The 19118-nt window shown below is 70.6% G+C and carries 19 protein-coding genes, 1 tRNA gene and 1 riboswitch; of the genes, 5 read left to right on the top strand and 15 right to left on the bottom strand.

Annotated elements, in window-relative coordinates; all coding sequences use genetic code 11:
* Nucleotides 1-4: 4 nt before the first annotated feature.
* Nucleotides 5-967, bottom strand: coding sequence for a helix-turn-helix transcriptional regulator (locus tag BM109_RS06125; protein WP_093341433.1), 963 nt, complete (start codon nucleotides 965-967; stop codon nucleotides 5-7).
* A gap of 97 nt (nucleotides 968-1064) precedes the next feature.
* On the opposite strand from BM109_RS06125, the gene BM109_RS06130 reads away from it, so the two are divergent.
* On the top strand, nucleotides 1065-1469 hold the full coding sequence (locus BM109_RS06130; RefSeq protein WP_093341434.1) for a GFA family protein: 405 nt from the start codon (nucleotides 1065-1067) through the stop codon (nucleotides 1467-1469).
* Nucleotides 1470-1542: 73 nt separating this feature from the next.
* Here the strand turns inward: BM109_RS06130 and BM109_RS06135 are convergent, their stop codons facing one another.
* Nucleotides 1543-2433 (bottom strand): CsgG/HfaB family protein, encoded by an 891-nt coding sequence (locus BM109_RS06135; protein WP_093341435.1) that lies wholly within the window; start codon nucleotides 2431-2433, stop codon nucleotides 1543-1545.
* 565 nt (nucleotides 2434-2998) lie between these two features.
* Here BM109_RS06135 and BM109_RS06140 point away from each other — a divergent pair.
* The gene (locus BM109_RS06140) at nucleotides 2999-3235 is read left to right on the top strand and encodes a hypothetical protein (RefSeq protein WP_093341437.1); all 237 of its coding nucleotides are present in this window, start codon (nucleotides 2999-3001) and stop codon (nucleotides 3233-3235) included.
* A 138-nt stretch (nucleotides 3236-3373) separates the two neighbouring features.
* On the opposite strand, the gene BM109_RS06145 is transcribed toward BM109_RS06140, so the two are convergent.
* The 8 genes from BM109_RS06145 to BM109_RS06180 form a co-directional block, all read right to left on the bottom strand.
* Complete coding sequence (locus BM109_RS06145; RefSeq protein WP_093341438.1) at nucleotides 3374-3598, bottom strand: hypothetical protein; 225 nt, start codon at nucleotides 3596-3598, stop codon at nucleotides 3374-3376.
* A 58-nt stretch (nucleotides 3599-3656) separates the two neighbouring features.
* Nucleotides 3657-3926 carry a hypothetical protein gene (locus tag BM109_RS06150; RefSeq protein WP_093341440.1) on the bottom strand — a complete coding sequence of 90 codons (270 nt, stop codon included), beginning with the start codon at nucleotides 3924-3926 and terminating at the stop codon, nucleotides 3657-3659.
* 365 nt (nucleotides 3927-4291) lie between these two features.
* Nucleotides 4292-4367, bottom strand: a tRNA-Asn gene (locus BM109_RS06155).
* A gap of 68 nt (nucleotides 4368-4435) precedes the next feature.
* On the bottom strand, nucleotides 4436-6529 hold the full coding sequence (locus BM109_RS06160; RefSeq protein WP_256222389.1) for a TonB-dependent siderophore receptor: 2094 nt from the start codon (nucleotides 6527-6529) through the stop codon (nucleotides 4436-4438).
* A 59-nt stretch (nucleotides 6530-6588) separates the two neighbouring features.
* Nucleotides 6589-7545, bottom strand: coding sequence for a thiamine phosphate synthase (locus BM109_RS06165; protein ID WP_093342403.1), 957 nt, complete (start codon nucleotides 7543-7545; stop codon nucleotides 6589-6591).
* A gap of 8 nt (nucleotides 7546-7553) precedes the next feature.
* Entirely contained in the window at nucleotides 7554-8369 is an 816-nt protein-coding gene (locus tag BM109_RS06170; protein ID WP_093341443.1) for a thiazole synthase, read from the bottom strand.
* A gap of 23 nt (nucleotides 8370-8392) precedes the next feature.
* Nucleotides 8393-8590 carry a sulfur carrier protein ThiS gene (thiS, locus tag BM109_RS06175; protein ID WP_093342404.1) on the bottom strand — a complete coding sequence of 66 codons (198 nt, stop codon included), beginning with the start codon at nucleotides 8588-8590 and terminating at the stop codon, nucleotides 8393-8395.
* Between the two features lie 5 nt (nucleotides 8591-8595).
* On the bottom strand, nucleotides 8596-9681 hold the full coding sequence (locus BM109_RS06180; RefSeq protein ID WP_093342406.1) for an FAD-dependent oxidoreductase: 1086 nt from the start codon (nucleotides 9679-9681) through the stop codon (nucleotides 8596-8598).
* Nucleotides 9682-9725: 44 nt separating this feature from the next.
* On the opposite strand from BM109_RS06180, the gene thiD reads away from it, so the two are divergent.
* Nucleotides 9726-10580, top strand: a complete 855-nt coding sequence (gene thiD, locus BM109_RS06185) for a bifunctional hydroxymethylpyrimidine kinase/phosphomethylpyrimidine kinase (protein WP_093341444.1) — start codon at nucleotides 9726-9728, stop codon at nucleotides 10578-10580.
* On the opposite strand, the gene BM109_RS06190 is transcribed toward thiD, so the two are convergent.
* Nucleotides 10519-11859: a purine-cytosine permease family protein gene (locus tag BM109_RS06190; RefSeq protein ID WP_093341445.1), complete on the bottom strand. Its 1341-nt coding sequence runs from the start codon at nucleotides 11857-11859 to the stop codon at nucleotides 10519-10521. The two genes, thiD and BM109_RS06190, sit on opposite strands and share 62 nt — an antisense overlap.
* Before the next feature lie 76 nt (nucleotides 11860-11935).
* Nucleotides 11936-12038: riboswitch (TPP riboswitch) on the bottom strand.
* Nucleotides 12039-12140: 102 nt separating this feature from the next.
* Between BM109_RS06190 and BM109_RS06195 the strand changes: the two genes are divergently transcribed.
* Nucleotides 12141-14075, top strand: a complete 1935-nt coding sequence (locus BM109_RS06195) for an adenylate/guanylate cyclase domain-containing protein (protein ID WP_093341447.1) — start codon at nucleotides 12141-12143, stop codon at nucleotides 14073-14075.
* Here BM109_RS06195 and BM109_RS06200 read toward each other — a convergent pair.
* Genes BM109_RS06200 through BM109_RS06210 form a run of 3 tightly spaced genes read right to left on the bottom strand, consistent with a single transcriptional unit; the run spans nucleotide 14072 to nucleotide 17273 of the window.
* Nucleotides 14072-15046, bottom strand: coding sequence for a PDR/VanB family oxidoreductase (locus BM109_RS06200; protein WP_093341448.1), 975 nt, complete (start codon nucleotides 15044-15046; stop codon nucleotides 14072-14074). The two genes, BM109_RS06195 and BM109_RS06200, sit on opposite strands and share 4 nt — an antisense overlap.
* On the bottom strand, nucleotides 15043-16275 hold the full coding sequence (locus BM109_RS06205) for an aromatic ring-hydroxylating dioxygenase subunit alpha (RefSeq protein WP_093341449.1): 1233 nt from the start codon (nucleotides 16273-16275) through the stop codon (nucleotides 15043-15045). Before BM109_RS06205 ends, BM109_RS06200 begins: the two co-directional genes overlap by 4 nt.
* Nucleotides 16272-17273, bottom strand: coding sequence for a Bug family tripartite tricarboxylate transporter substrate binding protein (locus tag BM109_RS06210; protein ID WP_177239266.1), 1002 nt, complete (start codon nucleotides 17271-17273; stop codon nucleotides 16272-16274). Before BM109_RS06210 ends, BM109_RS06205 begins: the two co-directional genes overlap by 4 nt.
* A gap of 85 nt (nucleotides 17274-17358) precedes the next feature.
* On the opposite strand from BM109_RS06210, the gene BM109_RS06215 reads away from it, so the two are divergent.
* Nucleotides 17359-18303, top strand: a complete 945-nt coding sequence (locus BM109_RS06215; protein WP_057596670.1) for a LysR family transcriptional regulator — start codon at nucleotides 17359-17361, stop codon at nucleotides 18301-18303.
* On the opposite strand, the gene BM109_RS06220 is transcribed toward BM109_RS06215, so the two are convergent.
* Entirely contained in the window at nucleotides 18290-19039 is a 750-nt protein-coding gene (locus tag BM109_RS06220; RefSeq protein ID WP_093341450.1) for a TetR/AcrR family transcriptional regulator, read from the bottom strand. The two genes, BM109_RS06215 and BM109_RS06220, sit on opposite strands and share 14 nt — an antisense overlap.
* Nucleotides 19040-19118: the final 79 nt, after the last annotated feature.

The following is a 19118-nucleotide window of genomic DNA, read 5'->3' on the forward strand; positions in this document are numbered from 1 at the left end:
GCGCTCAGCGGCCCGACATGCGCGCCAGCCGCGACGCCACCCGCTGCAGGTGCGCGCCGAGTTCGGGCGGCGACTCGACCTCGAAGTCGTGCCCGAGGCAGCCGAGCCAGACCGCCAGCGCATCGAGCGAGTTGGCCGCGGTCTGGATGCGCGTGCGATCGGGCGCCACGGCCTCGGGCACGCCGCCGACCCACGACAGTTGCCCGTCGAGCGCGGCCACGGGCGCATGCACCAGCACGCGCGCATGGTGCAGGTAGGGCGAGATCTGCAGCGCGTGCTGCATGTAGGCCGCGATGTCGCCGTGCGGCAGCCGCCGCGGCGTGAAGTGCGCGCCGGTGGGCTCGGGATCGACGATGCGGTCGAGCCTGAAGGTGCGCCAGTCCTCGCGGTCCGTGTCCCAGGCCAGCAGGTACCAGCGCTGGCCGGTCTGCACCACGCGGTGCGGTTCCACGCGGCGGCTGCTCACGACCTCGTGATGGTCGCGATAACCGAAGCGCAGCAGCGCGCGGTCGGCGCAGGCCTCGGCGAACAGCGACACCGCCTTGAGCCGGATGTCCGAGCGCTTCTGCAGCACGGGCACCACCGTGGCGCGCAGCTTGTCGAGCCGGCGGCGCAGCCGAGGCGGCATCAATTGCTCGAGCTTGGCCAGCGCGCGCATCGAGGCGTTCTCGATATCGTTGCCGCCGTCGCCGGAGGCCGAGCCCACGCCCAGGCCGACCGCCACCGCGATCGCTTCCTCGTCCTCGAGCAGCAGCGGCGGCAGGCTGTTGCCCGCGCCCAGCCGGTAGCCGCCGGCCACGCCCGAGGTGGAGTCGACCGTGTAGCCGAGGCTGCGCAGCCGGTCGACGTCGCGGCGCAAGGTGCGCTCGGTGATCTCGAGGCGGCGCGCGAGCTCGGCGCCGGTCCAGGCGCGCTGGGCCTGGAACAGCGACAACAGGCGGATGAGGCGGGCGGTGGCGGAGAGCATGGACGCGATGATGCCTGCGATCGAGGACAGGATCTGTCCGCAATGGACCTTAGTCTTCGGGCCTTCCAACACCTCAGACCCTCCAGGAGAAAAGCCCATGCTCAAAACCTACAACGGCAGCTGCCACTGCGGCAAGGTCCGCTTCCAGGCCGACATCGACCTCGCGGCCGGCACCGGCCGCTGCAATTGCTCGATCTGCGCCAAGGCGCGCAACTGGGGCGCGATCGTGCGGCCCGAGGCCTTCCGGATGGTCAGTGGCGAGGACGATCTGTCGAGCTACCAGTTCGGCTCGTACAGCGCGCACCACCTGTTCTGCCGCCATTGCGGCGTGCGGCCCTTCGGCCGCGGCGACGTGGCCGAGGTCGGCGGCAAGTACGTCAGCATCAACGTCAGCTGCCTCGACGACGCCACGCCCGACGAGCTGGTGGCCGCGCCCGTGATGTACATGGACGGGCGCAACAACAACTGGTTCAACCCGCCGGCCGAGACGCGGCACCTGTGACGGGCGGACGATAAAAAGCCCCGCGGCCTGGCGGCGGCGGGGCTCGCGCGACGGTGCTCGTCGCTCGCCGCGCTTACTTGCGGCGGCGCGCCGGCTGTTCGGCCGGCACGTAGGTCTGCGACGGCGCCGCGCCGCCATCCACGCCGAGGCGGCCACCGCCACCCAGGCCCTGACCGCGCACCGTCTGCGCCTTGTAGTTGCGCAGCGAACGGACCATCTGGTTGAAGGCGTCCATGAAGGCCGCGGCGATCACCTTGCCCTGCGGCGTGCGCGTGTAGCCGCCGATGCCACCGGCCGCGCGGCCGCCGGCGAGGTCGGCGAAGCCCGCGAAGTCGGTCTTCGAGGCGCTGCCTTCGGCGGCCGCGACCTGGACGCCCGAACGGTTGTCGATCAGCGTCAGCAGCGCCGAGGCTTCCTTGGTCTGGAGGTTCGCGCCCAGGCTCGCGATGGCACGGCCGCGGCCGCCGCCGACCAGCCCGCCGATGGCGCCGCCGAGGCCGCCCGCGTCGTTGTTGCTGAACACGATCTCGGGCGACAGGCCGTAATCCGACGCCACCATCTGGCCGCGACCGAAGTTGCTGCCGCCGCGCATCTCGCCCGACTGCTGCAGCGCGCGTTCGCGCGTCATCGCGTTCATGCCGGCCGCGCCGCGCTCGACCACCACGAAGCAGTTCGATTGCTGCACCAGCAGGCGCAGCAGGTTGGCGGTGGGCGGCAGCTTGTATTCGCCGGTCAGCACCGTGTACCAGCCGGCATTGACGTTCTCGATCAGCGAGACGGTGCCCAGCGGCGAGTCGCAGCGCTCGAGCGCGCTGCTTTCGCCCGAGGTGGCGGCGCCGGCCGCGCTGCCCGTGGCCACGGTCTTGGCCGATTGGCTGCCCATCTGCATGTCCATGGTCTGGCAACCCGAGAGGGCCAGCAGGCCGGCCAGTGCGCTTGCGAGAGAAAGTTTGGAAAAAGCCATGTCCCGATCTATCAAGTGAAACAACACGGCGCCTGCGCGGCAGGCGCCCCTATCGAACAGCCGAAGGTGGGACCGCGTGGCCAATACGAGCTCCCGATTCGATACCGCGTCGCAAGCGACCGCGCGACGATACGGACCGGTCATCCGGCACGCCAGTGTCGAAAGTCATGTGCGCATGCGCATCGTCCGCGGCGCGGATTCCGGCATGGCCTGGAGTGGAAAAACGGTTCCTCGACCTCGGCTCGAACGGGGGCTCTTGGAAGGTGGCCCATCTTCGAAACGCGCCGCCTGAAGCGATGCGCGAACGGCAAGGCCCGAGGGCTTGCGCGATGCGCCGGCTGGCGGAGCGAGGCGCGATTATCCATCTTGAAATCTTCAGAAAAGATGAGCACGGCGAGGGCGTTTTCGCCGTGCGCTTTCGATGAAAACCTTCGTCGTATTTTTGACCTCCAGTTAACATTTCATCGTTGGCGGAGGGTTGTGGCGCGTGATGGATCTCACGCGGCCTGCAGTCGGCTGGCGTTGTTTTGTTTTTTTCCTCACTTCCAGAATCAGGAGTTTTCAGATGGCAACCACCAAGAAGAACGTCGTTGGAGAAGCGGCAGCCGAACTCACCCGCCAGCAGGTGCAGCAGGCCCTGGCCATCGCGGGCGCTTCGGATTTCAGCGGCTCGACCGACCCGGCCTTCGTCGGCTCCGTGCTCGTGGCGCTGGCCATCAACACCAGCTCGGTCAGCGCGACCATCGACAACGCGAAGACCCGTCGCGACGCGACCGGCGGTGGCGGCCTCACGGCGCACTGATCGAACCGTCGGAAATGAAAAAGCCGGCAAGCGCAATGCTTGCCGGCCGGAGTGGATCGAGTGTCGCGGGATCGGTGCGAGCCCGACGATGCCTGTGTTTGCAAGGCCGCGGCTCAGCGCGCGGTCTGCCTCATCGCATCAATCGCAGCGGAACAGCACGCCGCTCTCGGCCGGTGCCTTGCCGAGCCAGCGCGGGGTCTGGTTCTTGTTGTCGCAGTACAGCTGCGCCTGCGTGTAGGTGGTGGCGCGCAGGACGCCTTCGCGGAACTGCATCACTTCGTTCGGGGGCGTCGAGCAGCCGGCGATGGCCAGCGCGCAGGGGATCGACAGGAGGGCCAGGAGGGACGGTGCATGCCAGTTCATCGCACGATTCTCCGACATTCCCGCGTCTGCCAAGACATGCACCCTCGCGCCCGACGCTTCACCCCTGATTGGCCGCGGCCGCCGCACCCGGGTACAGGTATCTGAAGTAGGGCCCCGAACTGCCGAACAGTCGTGCCGCGAGCTGCACCGGATCTTCGGCGCTGTGCTTCTCGTAGAGCACCGGTCCCCAGATGATGAAGCCGTCGATGCTGAGCGTGGCGGGCGCGGGCTCGATCGCCTTCCATGCGTGGGCGAATTTCGAGATCCACGAGAGGGCGTCGGTCAGCGCGTAGTTGGGCACGACCACCGGTTGTTCGATGCGGGGCATGGCAGTACTCCTGGGTTGAGAAGACTGTACAAATATACAGTAAACTCCATCCCATGGCAGGCGCGCGGCGCACCACTTTCCATTCTCCTTGACGGGTTGCCCGTCCCTTTGATGCTTGACTGCAAGAAGGCTTGAGCCCGGTCCGATGCCGGGCTTTTTTTTGCGCGAGCGATTCGTCGACGGCGGCGTCATCGCGCTACATGCGGGCGATGAAGAAAGAGCGGATGCGATGCGTGCGATCGGCCATCGATCGTGCCGCCGCATTCGATCATCGGCACGTGTTTGCAGGTCGATGCGCGAGCACAAAGGAAAATGCCCCGCTACCTTGTGAGTAGCGGGGCATCCAGTAGCCTTGCGGCTTGTTTTGGCTCCTCGACCTGGGCTCGAACCAGGGACCTACGGATTAACAGTCCGGCGCTCTACCGACTGAGCTATCGAGGAACAAGCCTCAGATTATAGCGTCGTTTTTGAGGGTCTGGCAAACCGACGCAACTTTTCGCTAAAAAAGTTCAGAGCGCGATGCTCACGCCCAATCGCAACGTGCGCGGCGCGCCCGGGAACAGGTAGACGTGGCTGAACTGATAGGGCGATTCCTTCCAGTAGCGGCGATCGAAGACGTTGTCGACGGCCAGCGACCAACTGGTGTTCACGCCGTTCAACTTGGTGTCGTAGCGCAGCACCGCATCGAGGCGCGTCCACGACGGCAGGCGGATCGAACCATCGGGCAGCACGTTGCGCCGGCCTTCGTACGACAGCTGTCCCGCGATCTCGAGGCCCGCCACCGCGGGCACGCGGTAGGCGACCTGCGCGCGCAGCACTTGCTTGGGCACGTTGGTCGGCGACTGTCCGTTGAGCGCGGGATCGGCCGTGCTGCCGCGGCGCTTCGCATCGATGACCGACACGCTGCCGCCGAGGCGCCAAGGCCCCTCGTTCCATTGCGCACCGGCCTCGAGCCCGCGATGCACGGCGCGGCCATCGTTGCGCACCGTGCACGATTCGCCGCAGGCATCGAGGTTGGTCAGCGGCCGCGAGATGTCGAACCACGCAAGCTGCCAGTTGAAGGCCTCGTTGCCGCCCTTGAGGCCCAGCTCCCATTGCCGCGACGCGAGCGCCGCGAGTGCCTGCCCGGCATTGCCGTAGAGGTCGGGCCGGTTCGGCACCACCTGCGACTCCACGCCCTTGCCCCAGCTCGCATAGGCCAGCAGCTCGGGCCGCAGCACGTAGCTGACGGCCACCCACGGCGTGGTCACGTCCTGCTTGTAGCCGGTCGGGTTCGAGCCGTCGTTGCCGATGCTGCTGCGGTCGAGCCGCGTGTGGCGCACGCCGACCCAGGTGGTGAAGCGCTCGTTCCAGCGGATCGCGTCCTGCAAGGTGAGCTCGGTCGAGCGCTCGTCGCGGTTGGTCTGCGGCGTGGTGGCATCGGGCGCCGGCGGCACGAAGGAGGTCGCCCAGATGTTGCCGGTGCCCGCGTAGTTGTAGGCCTGGTTCTGGAAGCGGTTGCGCACGCGGCTTTGCAGCAGGCCGATGCCGAGCTCGTGCCGCACGCTGCCGGTCGTCACGTTGCCCTTGAGGTTGAGGCTGCCCGCGGTCTGCGTGCGGCGCTCGTTCTCGCTGCGGAAGTCGTAGACGTCGAAGGTGCCGTCGCTGCAGTAGCGGTCGTAGTTGCCCTCGGCGCCGCAGCCGAAGGCGTAGGCCAGGCGGTCGTCGGTGCGCAGCCGCTGGCGGCCGATCTGCGCGCTCCAGCGCCAGTCGGCGTTGATGGCCTGGCTGAAGCGCAGCGTGCCGGTCAGCGCATCGAACTCCGAAGGCTGCGACCACGGCTGGTTGTTGAGGTTGATGCGCGGATCGACCGGCGCCGGCAACCGGGCGCCCAGCAGGCTGTAGCCGTTCTGGCTCGGCTGCGTCTTGCGGCTCTTCTCGATCTCGAACTCGAGCACCGAGTCGCGCGTGATGCGCCAGTCGGCCGCGAGCGAGAACAGGTTGCGGTTGCCGTCGAGGTCGTGCACCAGCGGCTTGAGGTTCTCGGCCGCGACGTTGATCCGGTAGCCGAACTCGCGCTGCGCGCCGAAGCGCCCGCCGAGGTCGACCGCGCCGAGCAGGCTGCCGCGGCTCGTGGTCTCGATGCGCACGGTGCGCAGGTCGTGTTCGGTCGGCCGCTTGACCACGTAGTTGACGAGTCCGCCCGGCGCACTGGTGCCGGCCTGGATGCCGCTGGTGCCGCGCAGGATCTCGACGCGCTCCTTGTTGTCGAGCGGGATCGAGGTCTCGGCACTGATCGGCAGGCCCTCGCGCCGGTAGTTGAAGCGGTTGTCGAGCACGAAGCCGCGCACCGTGAGGTAGTCCCAGTAGCCGGCCGAGTTGTAGGCATCGGTCACCGAGGCATCGAACTGCGTGAGGTCCGCGAGTCGACGTGCGCCGCTCGCGCGCAGCTGGTTGCTGTCGATCACGGTGGCCGACAGCGGCAGCTCGCGCAGCGGCACGTCGCCGAAGCCGCTGATCTCGGCCGGTGGCGCGAGGGCGGCCGGGTTCACGGTCACGGCGGGCAGCGCGGTGCTGTCCTGTGCCTGGGCGAAGGCACCGTGAGCAGCGAGCAGGGCGGCCATCGCGCAGGCGATGGGGGTGCGGGAAAGAAGAGGAGAGGGATGCGTCATTCGGTCGGGTTTCAGGGCTTCGCAGCCGATGCGGTGCGGTGGGCGTCGATGGCCGCCATCCATTGCGAGGCCGTGCCTTCGGGGTCCTCGGCGGCGACCAGCGCGCGCACCACGGCGACGGAACCCACGCCGGTGGCGAGCACCTCGGGCAGGCGCAACGCGTCGATGCCGCCGATGCCCACCTGCGGATAGCCGCGCAGCAGGCGCGCGTAGGCCGCGAGACGCGCCACGCCCTGCGGCGCGGTCGCCATCTTCTTGAGCGTGGTCGGGTAGACCGCCCCCATCGCGATGTAGCTCGGGCCGACCGCGTCGGCGCGCACCATCTCGGCATAGCCGTGCGTGCTGACGCCCAGGCGCAGGCCGGCGGCGCGGATCCGTTGCAGTTCCTCGGGCGCGAGCGCATCGAGGTCTTCCTGGCCCAGGTGCACGCCGTAGGCGCGCGCCTCGATCGCCACGTGCCAGTGGTCGTTGATGAACAGCAGCGCGCCGGTGCCTTGCACGGCCGTCACGGCCGCGTGAACTTCGCGCGCCACGGCCACCGCGTCCTCGGACTTGAAACGCAGCTGCACCGTCGGCACGCCCGCGCGCGCCATGCGGCCGACCCAGGCCGCATCGGGCAGCACGGCATAGAGGCCGAGCTGCTCGGGGCAGGGCGCGAAGGCGTTGTCGCGCGCCGCCGGCGGAAATTCGCGCAAGCCGAAATCGACGGGTGCGTCGGGCCAGCGCTGCGCATCGAAGCCGCCGAGGCGCTCGCTCTGCGCGCGCCAGGCGCGTGCGATGCATTCGGCGTCGATGTCGATGAAGCCGAGCGCGCCGCAAGCCTGCCGCGCGCCGCGGTAGATGGCGTCGTCGGCGCTGTAGGCGATGGCGGCCGCGGGGGCCGAGGTGGCGGCGCCGAAGCGCAGGCCATGCGCCGCGACGATCTCCTGCGCGACGCGCGCGCGGTCCGGTTGCTGTTCGTGGTTCATGGTGCCGCTCATCCCGCGTGATGCCAGAACGGCGTGCCCAGCACCGGCGTGCTGGCCTGCGCCGCATCCTGCGCGGCCATGGCACCGGCACGGCGCGCGGCCCGGCCGGCCTGCACCGCATCGGCGAAGGCGCCGGCCATCGCGACCGGATCCTGCGCGAGCGCGACGGCGGTGTTCAGCAACACGCCGTCGAAGCCCCACTCCATCACCTGGCAGGCATGCGAGGGCAGGCCCAGGCCCGCGTCGACCAGCATCGGCACCTCGAGCCGGTCGCGCAGCACCTGCAGCGCATAGGGATTGACCGGCCCGCGGCCGGTGCCGATCGGCGCGGCCCACGGCATCACGGCCTGGCAGCCGACGTCGACCAGCCGCTGGCACAGCACCAGGTCCTCGGTGCAGTAGGGCAGCACCTTGAAGCCGTCGCGGATCAGCTGCGAGGCGGCATCGACCAGGTTCAGCGTGTCGGGCTGCAGCGTGTAGTCGTCGCCGATCAGCTCGAGCTTGATCCACGGCGTGTCGAACAGCTCGCGCGCCATCTGCGCGGTGGCGACCACTTCCTGCACGCTGTGGCAGCCCGCGGTGTTGGGCAGCACCGGCACCTCGAGCCGGCGCAGCAGTTCCCAGAAGCCGTTGCCGAGCTCGCTGTTGCCCGAGCCCTGGTTGGCGGTCTGGCGCCGCAGCGAAGCCGTGAGCATCGCGGGCTTCGCGCGCTTCACGGCGGCCTCGAGCAGGTCGGGCGAGGGGTAGCGCGCGGTGCCCAGCAGCAGGCGGCTGTGGAAGGTCTCGCCGTAGAGCACCAGCGGGTCGTTGGGGGTCGTGGTCATCGGTCTTGTCTCCATCAATTCGTTCAGCCGCCCGTCACGGGGCGGATCACTTCGACGCGGTCGTCGGGCTGCAGCGCGCGCGCGGCATAGGCCGAGCGCGGCACGAACTCGCGGTTCACGGCCACCGCGAAGGGCGGCGTGGCATTCAGCGCGGCGAGTGCGTCGGTCAGCGTGGCGTGCTCGGGCAGCGCGAAGGGCTTGTCGTTGATCAGGATGTTCATCGTCGTCATGGGGTCTCCAGGCCGAAGCCTTGCGCCAGCGGCGAGCGGCCCTGCGCGAGCCACTCCATCGCGGCATCGAGCAGCGCGGGCGCGATCATGAAACCGTGGCGGTACAGGCCGTTGATCTGCAGCACGCGCGGCCGCGGCTGGCGCAGCGCGGGCAGGTTGTCGGGCAGGGTGGGGCGGCACTGCGTCGCGATCTCGACGATGCGCGCCTCGGCGAAGCCGCTGTGCACTGCGTACGCGGCACTCAGCAGTTCGAGCGTGGAGCGCACGCTCGCGGGCGACATGTCGTCCGACTCGATCTCGGTCGCGCCGATCACGAACAGGCCCTCGGGCTTGGGCGCGATGTAGAGCGGATAGCGCGGATGCACGAGCCGCGTGGGTCGCGCCAGCGTCACGTCGGGCGCATGCACGCGGATCACCTCGCCGCGCACGCCGCGCAGCGCGTTCCACTGCGGCCGGGCACCGAGGCCGCGGCAGTCGATCAGCCAGTCGGGCTGGCCTGGCGCGCCGGGCGCGAAGTCCTCGGGCGCGCGCGGCGACTGCCAGTGCAGCGTGACCTTGTCGTCGGCCTGCAAGGTCGCGAGCAGCGCGGCCAGCAGCGCGCGGTTGTCGAGCTGGCCTTCGCCGGGCAGGAACAGGCCGCTGGTGAAGCGCCGGCCCAGCGAAGGCTCGAGCGCCTCGATGCCCGCGCCATCGAGCGTGCGCATCGGCGCCAACTCGGGCACCTGCGTGCCGGTGTGGGCCAGCACGCGCGCGAGCCGCGCGGCCTCGTTCGCATCCTGCCGGTGCCACAGCACCAGCGTGCCTTCGCGCTGGAAGAACACCGGCCGCGCCAGCGGTGCGAGCAGCTCGGGCCAGCGCGACAGCGCGTGGTGGCCCATGCGCACCAGCGGTACCGGCGCCACCGCCGACTCGGCCAGCGGCGCGAGCATGGCCGCGGCCACGCGCGCGGCCGCGCCTTCGGCCTCGGCACTGCCGGCCTCGTGGAGGTCGACGCGGCAGCCGGCCCGCGCGAGCGTCACGGCCATCAGCCGGCCCATGAGGCCCGCGCCGAGGATCGCCACCGATCGGAAGGGCAGCTTCATCGCCATGCTCCTTGCGCCTTCGAATCGCGTCGATAATTTTCGGCATGACCCAAGGACCCACCCAGCGCTATGCGCGCGTGCTCTCGATCGCCGGCTCCGACAGCGGCGGCGGTGCCGGCATCCAGGCCGATCTCAAGACCTTCGCGGCCCTCGGCTGCTACGGCATGACGGCCATCACGGCGCTCACCGCGCAGAACACGCTCGGAGTCACGGGCATCCACGGCGTGCCGCCGGCCTTCCTCAAGGCACAGATCCAGGCCGTGGTCGAGGACATCGGCGTCGACGCGGTCAAGCTCGGCATGCTGCATGCGCCCGAGGTGGTCGAGGTCGTGGCCTGGGCCATCGACCACTACCGACTGCCGAACGTGGTGCTCGACCCCGTGATGGTGGCCACCAGCGGCGACCGCCTGATCGCGGCCGAGACGGTGCAGGTGCTGGTGCGCGAACTGTTCCCGCGCGCCGCGGTGATCACGCCCAACCTCGACGAGGCGGCCCTGCTGATCGGCCATGCGATCGACGGCATCGGCGCGCTCGACGGCGCGGCCGACGAACTGCTGGCGCTCGGCGCGCGCGCCGTGCTGCTCAAGGGCGGCCACCTGCCGGGCAGCGAGGTGGTCGACGTGCTGTTGCAATCCAGTGGCGAGCGCACGCGCCTGGCCTCGCGCCGCATCGAGAGCCGCAACCTGCACGGCACCGGCTGCACGCTGTCGTCGGCCATCGCCGCGCACCTGGCACTGGGCGCTGCGCTGCCCGAGGCGGTGGAGCGCGCGCGCGCCTACATCCTCGGCGCGATGGCGGCCGCTGTCGACGTGCAGGTCGGTGCCGGTCATGGCCCGCTCAACCACGGCTTTGCGCCAGTGCCGACGCAGCGCCTGCCGCTGCGATCTTCGGCCGGCTGAGCCAGGCCAGCACGAAGGTCAGCGCCAGCGTCGGCAGCGCCGAGCCGAACTGCGGCGCCCACTTCGCGAGCGCGTGGTAGGCCGCGATGCCCGCGATCCAGATCAGCGCCGCCGCCAGGTCGACCTTGGGGCGCGCGCCGGCCGGCGCCACCGCGCGGCCGCCGCCCAGCCGCCCGAGGATCACGCCATAGAGCGGCACGAACACCGAGCTCAGCAACAGCAGGAAGGGCTCGAGCGTGTGCATCGGCAGCACCAGCGCGAGCGCGATGCACAGCACGGCCAGCAGCAGGCCCCAGCGCTTCACGCTCCAGCGCGGCAGCAGGCTGTGGGTGGAGACCGAGCCCGAGTAGACGTCGCCATAGGCGTTGTCGAGCTCGTCGATCAGGATCAGGCCCAGCGCCACCAGCCCGCCCTGCGCCAGCAGCAGCGCCGTGACCAGGCTGGTGCCGGGCTCGGCCACGCTGACCACCATCACGCCCAGCGCATAGCACCAGATGTTGGCCAGCGCATAGCCGATCCAGGTGCCGCTGAAGGCGCTGCCCAGTCCGCCCGCGCTGCGCTTGCCGTGGCGCGCATAGTCGGCCACCAGCGGCAGCCACGACACCGGCATCGCGATCACGAGGTCGAGGGCGCCGAACATGCCCATGCTGCCGTCACCCGGGCGCGACCAGAAGGCATCGAAGCCCTTGGCATGCAACTGGGTTGCGAACTGCCAGCTGAGCCACAGCAGCGACAGCACCACCAGCGGGAGCCCGAAGCGGCTCACGAAGCGCCGCACCAGTTTCACCATCGAGCCCGCGAGCAACGCCAGCAGCACCGCGCCCCACAGCAGCGTGGTCGCCACGCCGCCCCAGGCGCTGCCCAGCCATGGCCCGGCCACCGACTGGCCGATGGCCTGCGTGCCCTCGCGCATGATCACCAGCTCGAAGGTGGTCCAGCCCACCAGCTGCACGATGTTGAGCAGCACCGGCAGCCGCGCGAAGGCGCTGCCGTAGGTGGCATGCATCAGGCCCGCGCTGGCCAGGCCGCTCTCGCAGCCCAGGCGCGCGGTCCAGGCCAGCAGCGCGGCGCCGAGGCACGACCCCAGCGCGATCGCGATCGCCGCGTCGCGCGTGCCCACGGCCGGCACCAGGTAGGCGCCGATCTGCATCACCAGCAGGCCCACGCCCAGGCTGAACCAGAGCGAGGCATGGTCGTGCCAGCCGAAGACGCGCTGCGACGCCGGCAGCGGTGTCAGCGCCTCGTTGGCGAGAGGGTTCGATGTGTCGTCGTGTGCCATCCGTTTTGCTCCGGGCAAAAGGTTTGGCAGGTGGGCGAGGCTCCAGCGGCACGGCTGGCACGCGAGAGAACGTGACAGGCCGCCGGACCAGCTTCCCTGCGCGAGGATTACCTCAATCAGGTTCAAAGGGACTTTCTCAGCCGGGACGGCAAGCCGACCCAACACCCCTAGCGAACCGCCATTTTAGGCCCGTCGCGGCGTACCGGGGGCATTCCTCGAAGTCCGGGACAATCCGCGCCACGACGAACGAGGCGCGCACGAGCGCGCCGAAAGGGAATGACATGGCAGAAGCTGCGATACCGCCGGACTCCACGGATGCCACCCGGCCGTCCGCGGCCGCGACCCGCCTGCGCCGCTTCCGGGTCGATGTCGGCACCATCATCTGCGCCGTCGCGCTGGTCCAGTCGCTGCTGCTGGTGGCGCTGGGCTACTGGGGCGCGCAGCGGCTGGTGTCGCGCGTCGGCGAGTCGGCGCACAAGGTGAGCCACGACCGCATCGAGGACAACGTGCTGGCCTTCCTCGCCAAGACCCAGGCGGTGGTGCACGCCGTCGGCGATTCGCCGAGCCTGCATCCGCTGGGCGAGGACGGCGAGCGCAGCGCCGAGATGCTGTGGACCCTGCTCGAGGAAGCCACCGAGCTCGACAGCCTCGGCGTGGCCAGCGACGACGGCCATCTGCTGATGGCCGAGCGCTACCCGGTGTCGGCGATCCGTCAGGTGGTGCGCGATCCGGCCTTCAGCACCGAGACCTGGGAATACAAGCGCTCGGTCGACATCGAGGGCGGCGATCCGCGCCAGCGCTTCGCGACCACGCGCATCGAGTCCTTCCGCAGCGACCACGACGCCACCGAACGCGACTGGTACCGCGAGGCGCTGGCGCGGAAGGCGCCGGTGTGGACGCCACCGTTCCACCTGGCCGACGGCGAGGAGCTCGGCGTGAGCTACGCCCAGCCGGCCGAGCGGCTCGACGACGAAGGGCGGCACCTGCAGTCGCTGGTGGTGGTCGGCCACCTGTCGCTGGGCCACCTGTCGACGCTGGTGCGCCAGTTCGGCAGCCGCGGTCCCGGCGAGAGCGTGCTGCTGAGCGACGACCACCACGTGCTCGCGCGCAGCGACCATCCCGATCCGGTGCGCGCGCTGCAATGGCCCGAGGGCGGCGTGCTCGGCGCGGTGCATGCCTACATGCTGGCCCACGGCATCTCGGAGAACGTGGAGGACGAGAGCTTCGTCGTCACCCACGCGGGCGAGCGCTACCGGGTCGAGTCCTCGCGCATCGGCCCCACGGGCTGGGAGCTGATCAGCTGGGAGCCCGAGGCCGCGCTGCTCGCCGGCGTGGAGCGCCTGGTGCGCTGGGGCCTGCTGCTGACCCTGGCCTTCCTGGCGTTCGCGCTCTTCATCTCGCTGCGGCTGTCGAAGCTGGTGACCGCGCCGATCGAGAAGCTGTCGCAGACCGCGCGCCGCATCGGCCGGCTCGAGCTCGACGACCTGCCGCAGCAGCCCAGCCGCGTGCTCGAGATCCAGCACCTGAACCAGGCGCTCGACGACTCCGCGCGCAGCCTGCGGGCCTTCAGCAAGTTCGTGCCGGTGCACCTGATCCGCCAGCTCGTGGCCGAGGGCCATGCGCTGGCACCCGGCGGCTCGCCGCGCCGCATCACGGCGATGTTCACCGACGTGGAGGGCTTCACCAGCATCGCGGAATCGCTGGAAGCCGGCGTGCTGGTGCGTCAGCTCACCGAGTACTTCAACCTCGCGCAGCGCGTGTTCGCGCGCCATGGCGGCGTGGTCGACAAGTACATGGGCGACGGCATCATGGTGCTGTGGGGCGCGCCGCTCGACCTGCCCGATGCCGAGTACCGCGCCTGCCTGGCGGCACGCGAGCTGCATGCCGAGATGGCCGAGCTCAACCGCCGCTGGCAGGCCGAGGGGCTGCAGCCCTTCCACACGCGCATCGGCATGCACACCGGCGTGGTGATCGCCGGCGTGCTCGGGTCCAGCGACCGGCTCTCCTACACCGCGCTCGGCGATGTGATCAACGCCGCGAGCCGCATCGAGGGCAGCAACAAGGAACTGGGCACGCGCACGCTGATGTCCGAAGCTACCCACGCGGGCCTGAACGGGCGGCTGCCCACGCGGCGCATCGAGGAGCAGGTGGCGCTGCGCGGCCGGCAGACGCGCATGGTGCTCTACGAACTGCTCGAGGAGAACGAGGCGCCCTAGAGATCGAGCACCAGCCGCGGCGAACGCGCGCGCGAGCAGCAGGGCAGGAACTGGTCGTTCGCGGCCTGCTCGGCGGGCGTGAGAAAGAGGTCGTGGTGCGCGACCTCGCCCTCGAGCACGCGCGTGAGGCAGGTGCCGCAGACGCCCTGGGCGCAGGACACCGGAATCTCGATGCCCTCGGCCGCGAGCGCGTCCACCACGCTGAGCGCGGCCGGCACGCGCACCACGCGGCCGCTGCTGCGCAGTTGCACCTCGAAGCTGCCCGCCTCCTCGACGGGCAGCGGCGCGCCCGTGAAGCATTCGAAATGAACGCGCTCCTCGGGCCAGCCGAGCGCGCGGGCGGTGGCGCGCATCGCTTCGATGAATCCGTTCGGCCCGCAGACGTAGAGATGGCGCCCTGATGCCGGGTCGCCGATGGTGGCGGCCAGGTCGATGCGCTGCGCGGGCGGGCCGTCGTCGTCGTGAAAGAACACCCGGTCGGCGAAGGCCGCCGCCCGCAGCCGCGCGCGATAGGCCGCGCGCGCCGCGCTGCGGTTGCAGCAGTGCAGCGTGAAGTCGCGGTCCAGCGCGGCGAGCCGGTGCGCCATCGCGAGCAGCGGCGTGATGCCGATGCCGCCGGCCAGCAGCAGGCTGTGGCTCGCCGCTTCGTCGAGCGCGAAGAGGTTGCGCGGCGTACCCACCTGCAGCAGCGTGCCCTCGGCCACCGCCTCGTGCAGCGCGCGCGAGCCGCCGCGCGATGCCGCCTCGCGCAGCACGCCGATCTCGTAGTGGCCGGGCGCTTGCGCGGGCGGGTTGCACAGCGAGTAGGGCCGCACCAGGCCGCCGGGCAGCAGCACCTCGATGTGCGCGCCGGCCTCGAAGGGCGGCAGCGCGCTGCCGTCGGCCGCCTCGAGCCGGAAGCCCGCGATGCCCTCGGCCTCGATCGTCTTGCGCGCGACGCGCACCGCGATGCGTTCGACGGCCGCGTTCATTCGCCCTGCAGGAAGTTGCCGGCCTCGAAGCGCACCGGCGGCGCATCGGCGTCGAAGCTCACGCCGGCCGGATCGCGGCCTTCGCGCAGCGCGTCGAGCTGGCGCTGCAGCAGCCGGCGCAGCATCACGATGCCGCGGTCGGAGCTCGCCAGGTGCTCCTCCGAATGCGCGGTGATCGCGCCCTGGCTCACCTGGGCCTCGTAGTCGCCGGGAAAGCGGCGGTGCTCCTCCTCGCTGAGTTCCTCCCACAGCTTGCCGTTGAGGCGCGAGCGCACCCGCGCGAGATCGCCGGGCTGCTTCACCCGGCCCACGGTGTAGATGCGGAAGCTGTGGTCGTCGATCGGCAGCACCCAGCCGATCGACTCGACCCGGCCATAGGCCGCCACGCGCGGGTTCGGCACCACGCGCAGGGTCGGCAGCACCGGCCCGGCCACGCGGCGGAACACGCGGCCGTCCTCGAGCCGGCGGATCGAGGTGATCATCACGCCGGTCTCGGTGCTCTCGAAGTTCACCTCGGGCATCTGGCCCATCAGCGCCACGAACTGGGTGCCGCTGAAGCTGCCGTGCAGCACCGGCACGTGGAAGGGGTCGGCCACGTTCTCGTAATGCTGCAGCCAGTTGCAGGGAATGATCCGCGGCCCGCCGCCGCCGATGCTGTTGTCGTCGGCCTCGAGCGTCTCGCCCTCGTCGAGCACCTCCAGGCAGTCGTAGCGCGGCAGCACCGGCTTCTTCTCGGCCGGGCCGAGGTAGGCCCAGACCAGGCCGTAGCGCTCCTCGACCGGGTACCAGGGCTGGCGCACGCGGCCACGGGTGCGCGCTCCGTTCTCGGGCTCGCAGGGCTGGTCGACGCAGTGGCCCTGCACGTCGAACATCCAGCCGTGGTAGCAGCAGCGGATGCCGCCTTCCTCCACGCGGCCGTAGTAGAGCGAGGCGCCGCGGTGGGCGCAGCGCCAGTGCACCAGGCCGGGCCGGCCGCCCTTGTCGCGGAACAGGATCAGGTCCTCGCCGAGCACGCGCACCTGGCGCGGCGTGTCGGTGGCATCGGCGGCCAGTCCGATCGGATGCCAGTAGCGCCGCAGCAGCTCGCCCATCGGCGTGCCGGCGCCGACCTCGGTCAGCTCGGCCTTGTGGCTCGGCGGCTTGCGGCCGTAGGCGGTGCCGGTGTCGAACGCGACCGGCTGCCATCCGGACGCGGAAGAGGAAGAGGAGGGGGGAAGGACGGTGCTCATTCGGGGGTGACTCCTGCGGCCTTGATCAGGTCCGCGACACGGGGGAAATCGGCTTTCTGACCGGCGCGGAACTCGGCCGGCGTGCTGCCCAGCGGCTCGAAGCCGTAGCCGGCCAGCCGCTCCTGCACGTCGGGCTGGCGCGTGACCGCCTGCAGCGCGGCGACCCATTCGTCGAGCACCGGCTGTGGCGTCTTCGCGGGCGCGTAGACGCCGATCCAGCTGTCGAGGTCGAAGCCCGCGAAGCCCTGCTCGGCGAAGGTCGGCACCTCGGGCATCGAGCGCACGCGGCGCCGGCCCGTGATGCCCAGCACCTTGATGCGGCCGGCCTGCGCCAGCCCGCGCGCGGTGGCCGGGTTGGCCCAGGCCACGCCCAGCGCCTCGCCGAACAGGTCGTTGTGCGCGGCCGCCTCGGCCTTGTAGGGCACGTGGATCAGGTCGATGCCGGCCTGGCGCGCGAGCAGCTCGCCGAACAGGTGGGCGTTCGAGCCGTTGCCCCAGGTGCCGTAGCTGATGCCGCGGTGCGCCTTGGCGTAGGCGACGAACTCGCGCACGTTGGAGAACGGCGCCGAGGCGCGCGCGATCAGCATCGGCCCGCCGGTCGCGAGCTGCGACAGCGGCTCGAAGTCCTTCACCGGGTCGTAGGGCAGGCGCGGCTGCAGCACCACGTTGTTGATGTGCGTGAGCGGCAGCGTCAGCAGCACCGTGTAGCCGTCGGGCGCCGCCTTGGCGACCGCGTCGGCCGCGATGGTGCCGCTGGCACCGGGCCGGGGCTCGACGATCACCGGCTGGTTCCAGCGCGCCTTGAGCTTCTCGGCGTAGATGCGCGCGATCGAGTCCATCGGCCCGCCGCCCGAGCCGAAGGGGATGATGCGCACCACGCGGGTGGGAAAGTGGGGCAGGCTGGCCTGCGCGAGGGCCGGGCCGGCGGCGCCGGCCATGACGGCGCCGAGAAGGCCGAGCGCGCGTCGGCGCGTCGGCTGGGGTCGCAACGGATTCATCGTGTCTCCAGGTCGTGCTGTACTTGTGGACCCGACGATAAGTACCGCCCGTGCCCCGGGCAATTCGAAGCTTTGGATATGAGATATGGCCCGACGTGATATCCGCAGCCTGGACGTCGGCATGCTGCGGACCTTCGATGCGCTGATGCGCGAGCGCAGCGTGTCGCGCGCGGCGACGCGCCTGTTCCTGAGCCAGCCCGCGGTGAGCGCCTCGCTCAACCGGCTGCGCGAGACCTTCGACGACCCGCTGTTCACGCGCACCGCGCACGGCGTGCAGCCCACCGCGCGCGCCACGGCGCTGGCGGGCCAGGTCGAGCGCGTGCTGGCCGACCTGTCGGCCATGCTCGAGCCCGACGACCGCTTCCAGCCCGAGCATTCGCAGCGCATCTTCCGCATCTCGGGCGGCGACTACGCGAGCCACCTGCTGCTGCCGCGGCTGGCCAACGAGCTCGTGGCCTGCGGCTCGCGCGTGCGGCTGTACTGGGAGACCAGTTCCTTCCTCACGCTGACCGAGCGGCTGCGCAAGGGCGATTTCGACGTCGCCGTGCTGCCGCGGCTGCAGCCGCCGAGCGACTGCGAATCGGCGCTGCTCTACGAGGACCGCTACGTGGTCGCGGTGCGCCGCGGCCATCCGACGATGGGCGAGGCCGCCTCGCTCGACGACTTCTGCGCCGCGCCGCACGTGTTCCTAGGCTACGGCAGCTCGGCGCTCGACGACCTGATCGACCAGGTGCTCGCGCGCCAGGGCCGTCAGCGCAGCATGAGCGTGGCCATGACCAGCTTCGGCCAGATCGTCGACCTGCTGGCGCAGACCGACCACGTGGCGGTGATGCCGCTGCGCGTGGCCGCGCGCTTCGACGCGCTGCTCGCGGTGCATCCGCTGCCCTTCGAGCTGCAGGGCTACCGTTCGGTCGTGTGCTGGAACCGGCGCTCGAATTCCGACGCTGGCGTGTTGTGGCTCAAGGACGCGCTGCTGCGCATCGGGCGCGAGGCCGATGCGGTGCCGATGCCCGTGCCTACGTCGGCCTGACGCGCCGCGCGAAGGCCTCGAGCCCGTCGATGGTCATCTGGACGTGGCGCTCGAAGCTGCTGTCCAGCGGCACCGTGCTGCCGTTGTCCCAGCGCACGATGAAGGCGCGGTTGGCCAAGAGCGGCAGGTTGCGCGAGAGCACCGGGTGGTCGAGCGGGCGGATGGTGTGGACGCGTTCGCGCAGCTCCTCGGCCCAGGTCTGCGTGTTGTCCGAGGGCAGCGGCGAGAACTCCATCGTGAGGAAGCCCAGCATCGCCGCGATCGTGCAGTTGTAGGCCTCGCGCAGCGGCTCGCCCTCGAAGCCGGCCTCGGTCAGCGCCGTGAGCACGCCCTCGACCAGCGCGGTCGGCAGGCTGCCGTTGGACACCAGCTGCGCGCCCAGCAGCTGCGCGACGTTGGGATGGCGCCGCACGGCCGCGCGGCAGCGGCGGAACAGCTCGGCGATCCAGGCCTGCCAGCCGGGCTGCGCGGCATCGGCGGGCGGCGCCACCTCGGCCATGACCGTGGCCGCGACCTCGGCCAGCAGCGCCTCGCGCGAGCTCACGTGCCAGTGCACCGTGGCCGGGTAGACGCCGAGCCGTGCCGCCACCTCGCGCAGGCTGAAGGCGCCGAGGCCGGCTTCGTCGATCAGCGCCAGCGCGACCTCGGCGATCTGGCCCCTGGTCAGCGCGGCGCCGCCCGCGGGTCGGCCGGCGGTGCGGGGCGGGGGAGCGGCTTTCTTGCGCGCGGTGGTCATCGGGTGGGTGCCATTGTTCGGTCGGTGAATTGATTGTATAAACATCGAAAAATTGAGCATCGAATAATTAACGCTAAGC

The organism is Variovorax sp. PDC80, assembly GCF_900115375.1.
Taxonomy (GTDB): domain Bacteria; phylum Pseudomonadota; class Gammaproteobacteria; order Burkholderiales; family Burkholderiaceae_C; genus Variovorax.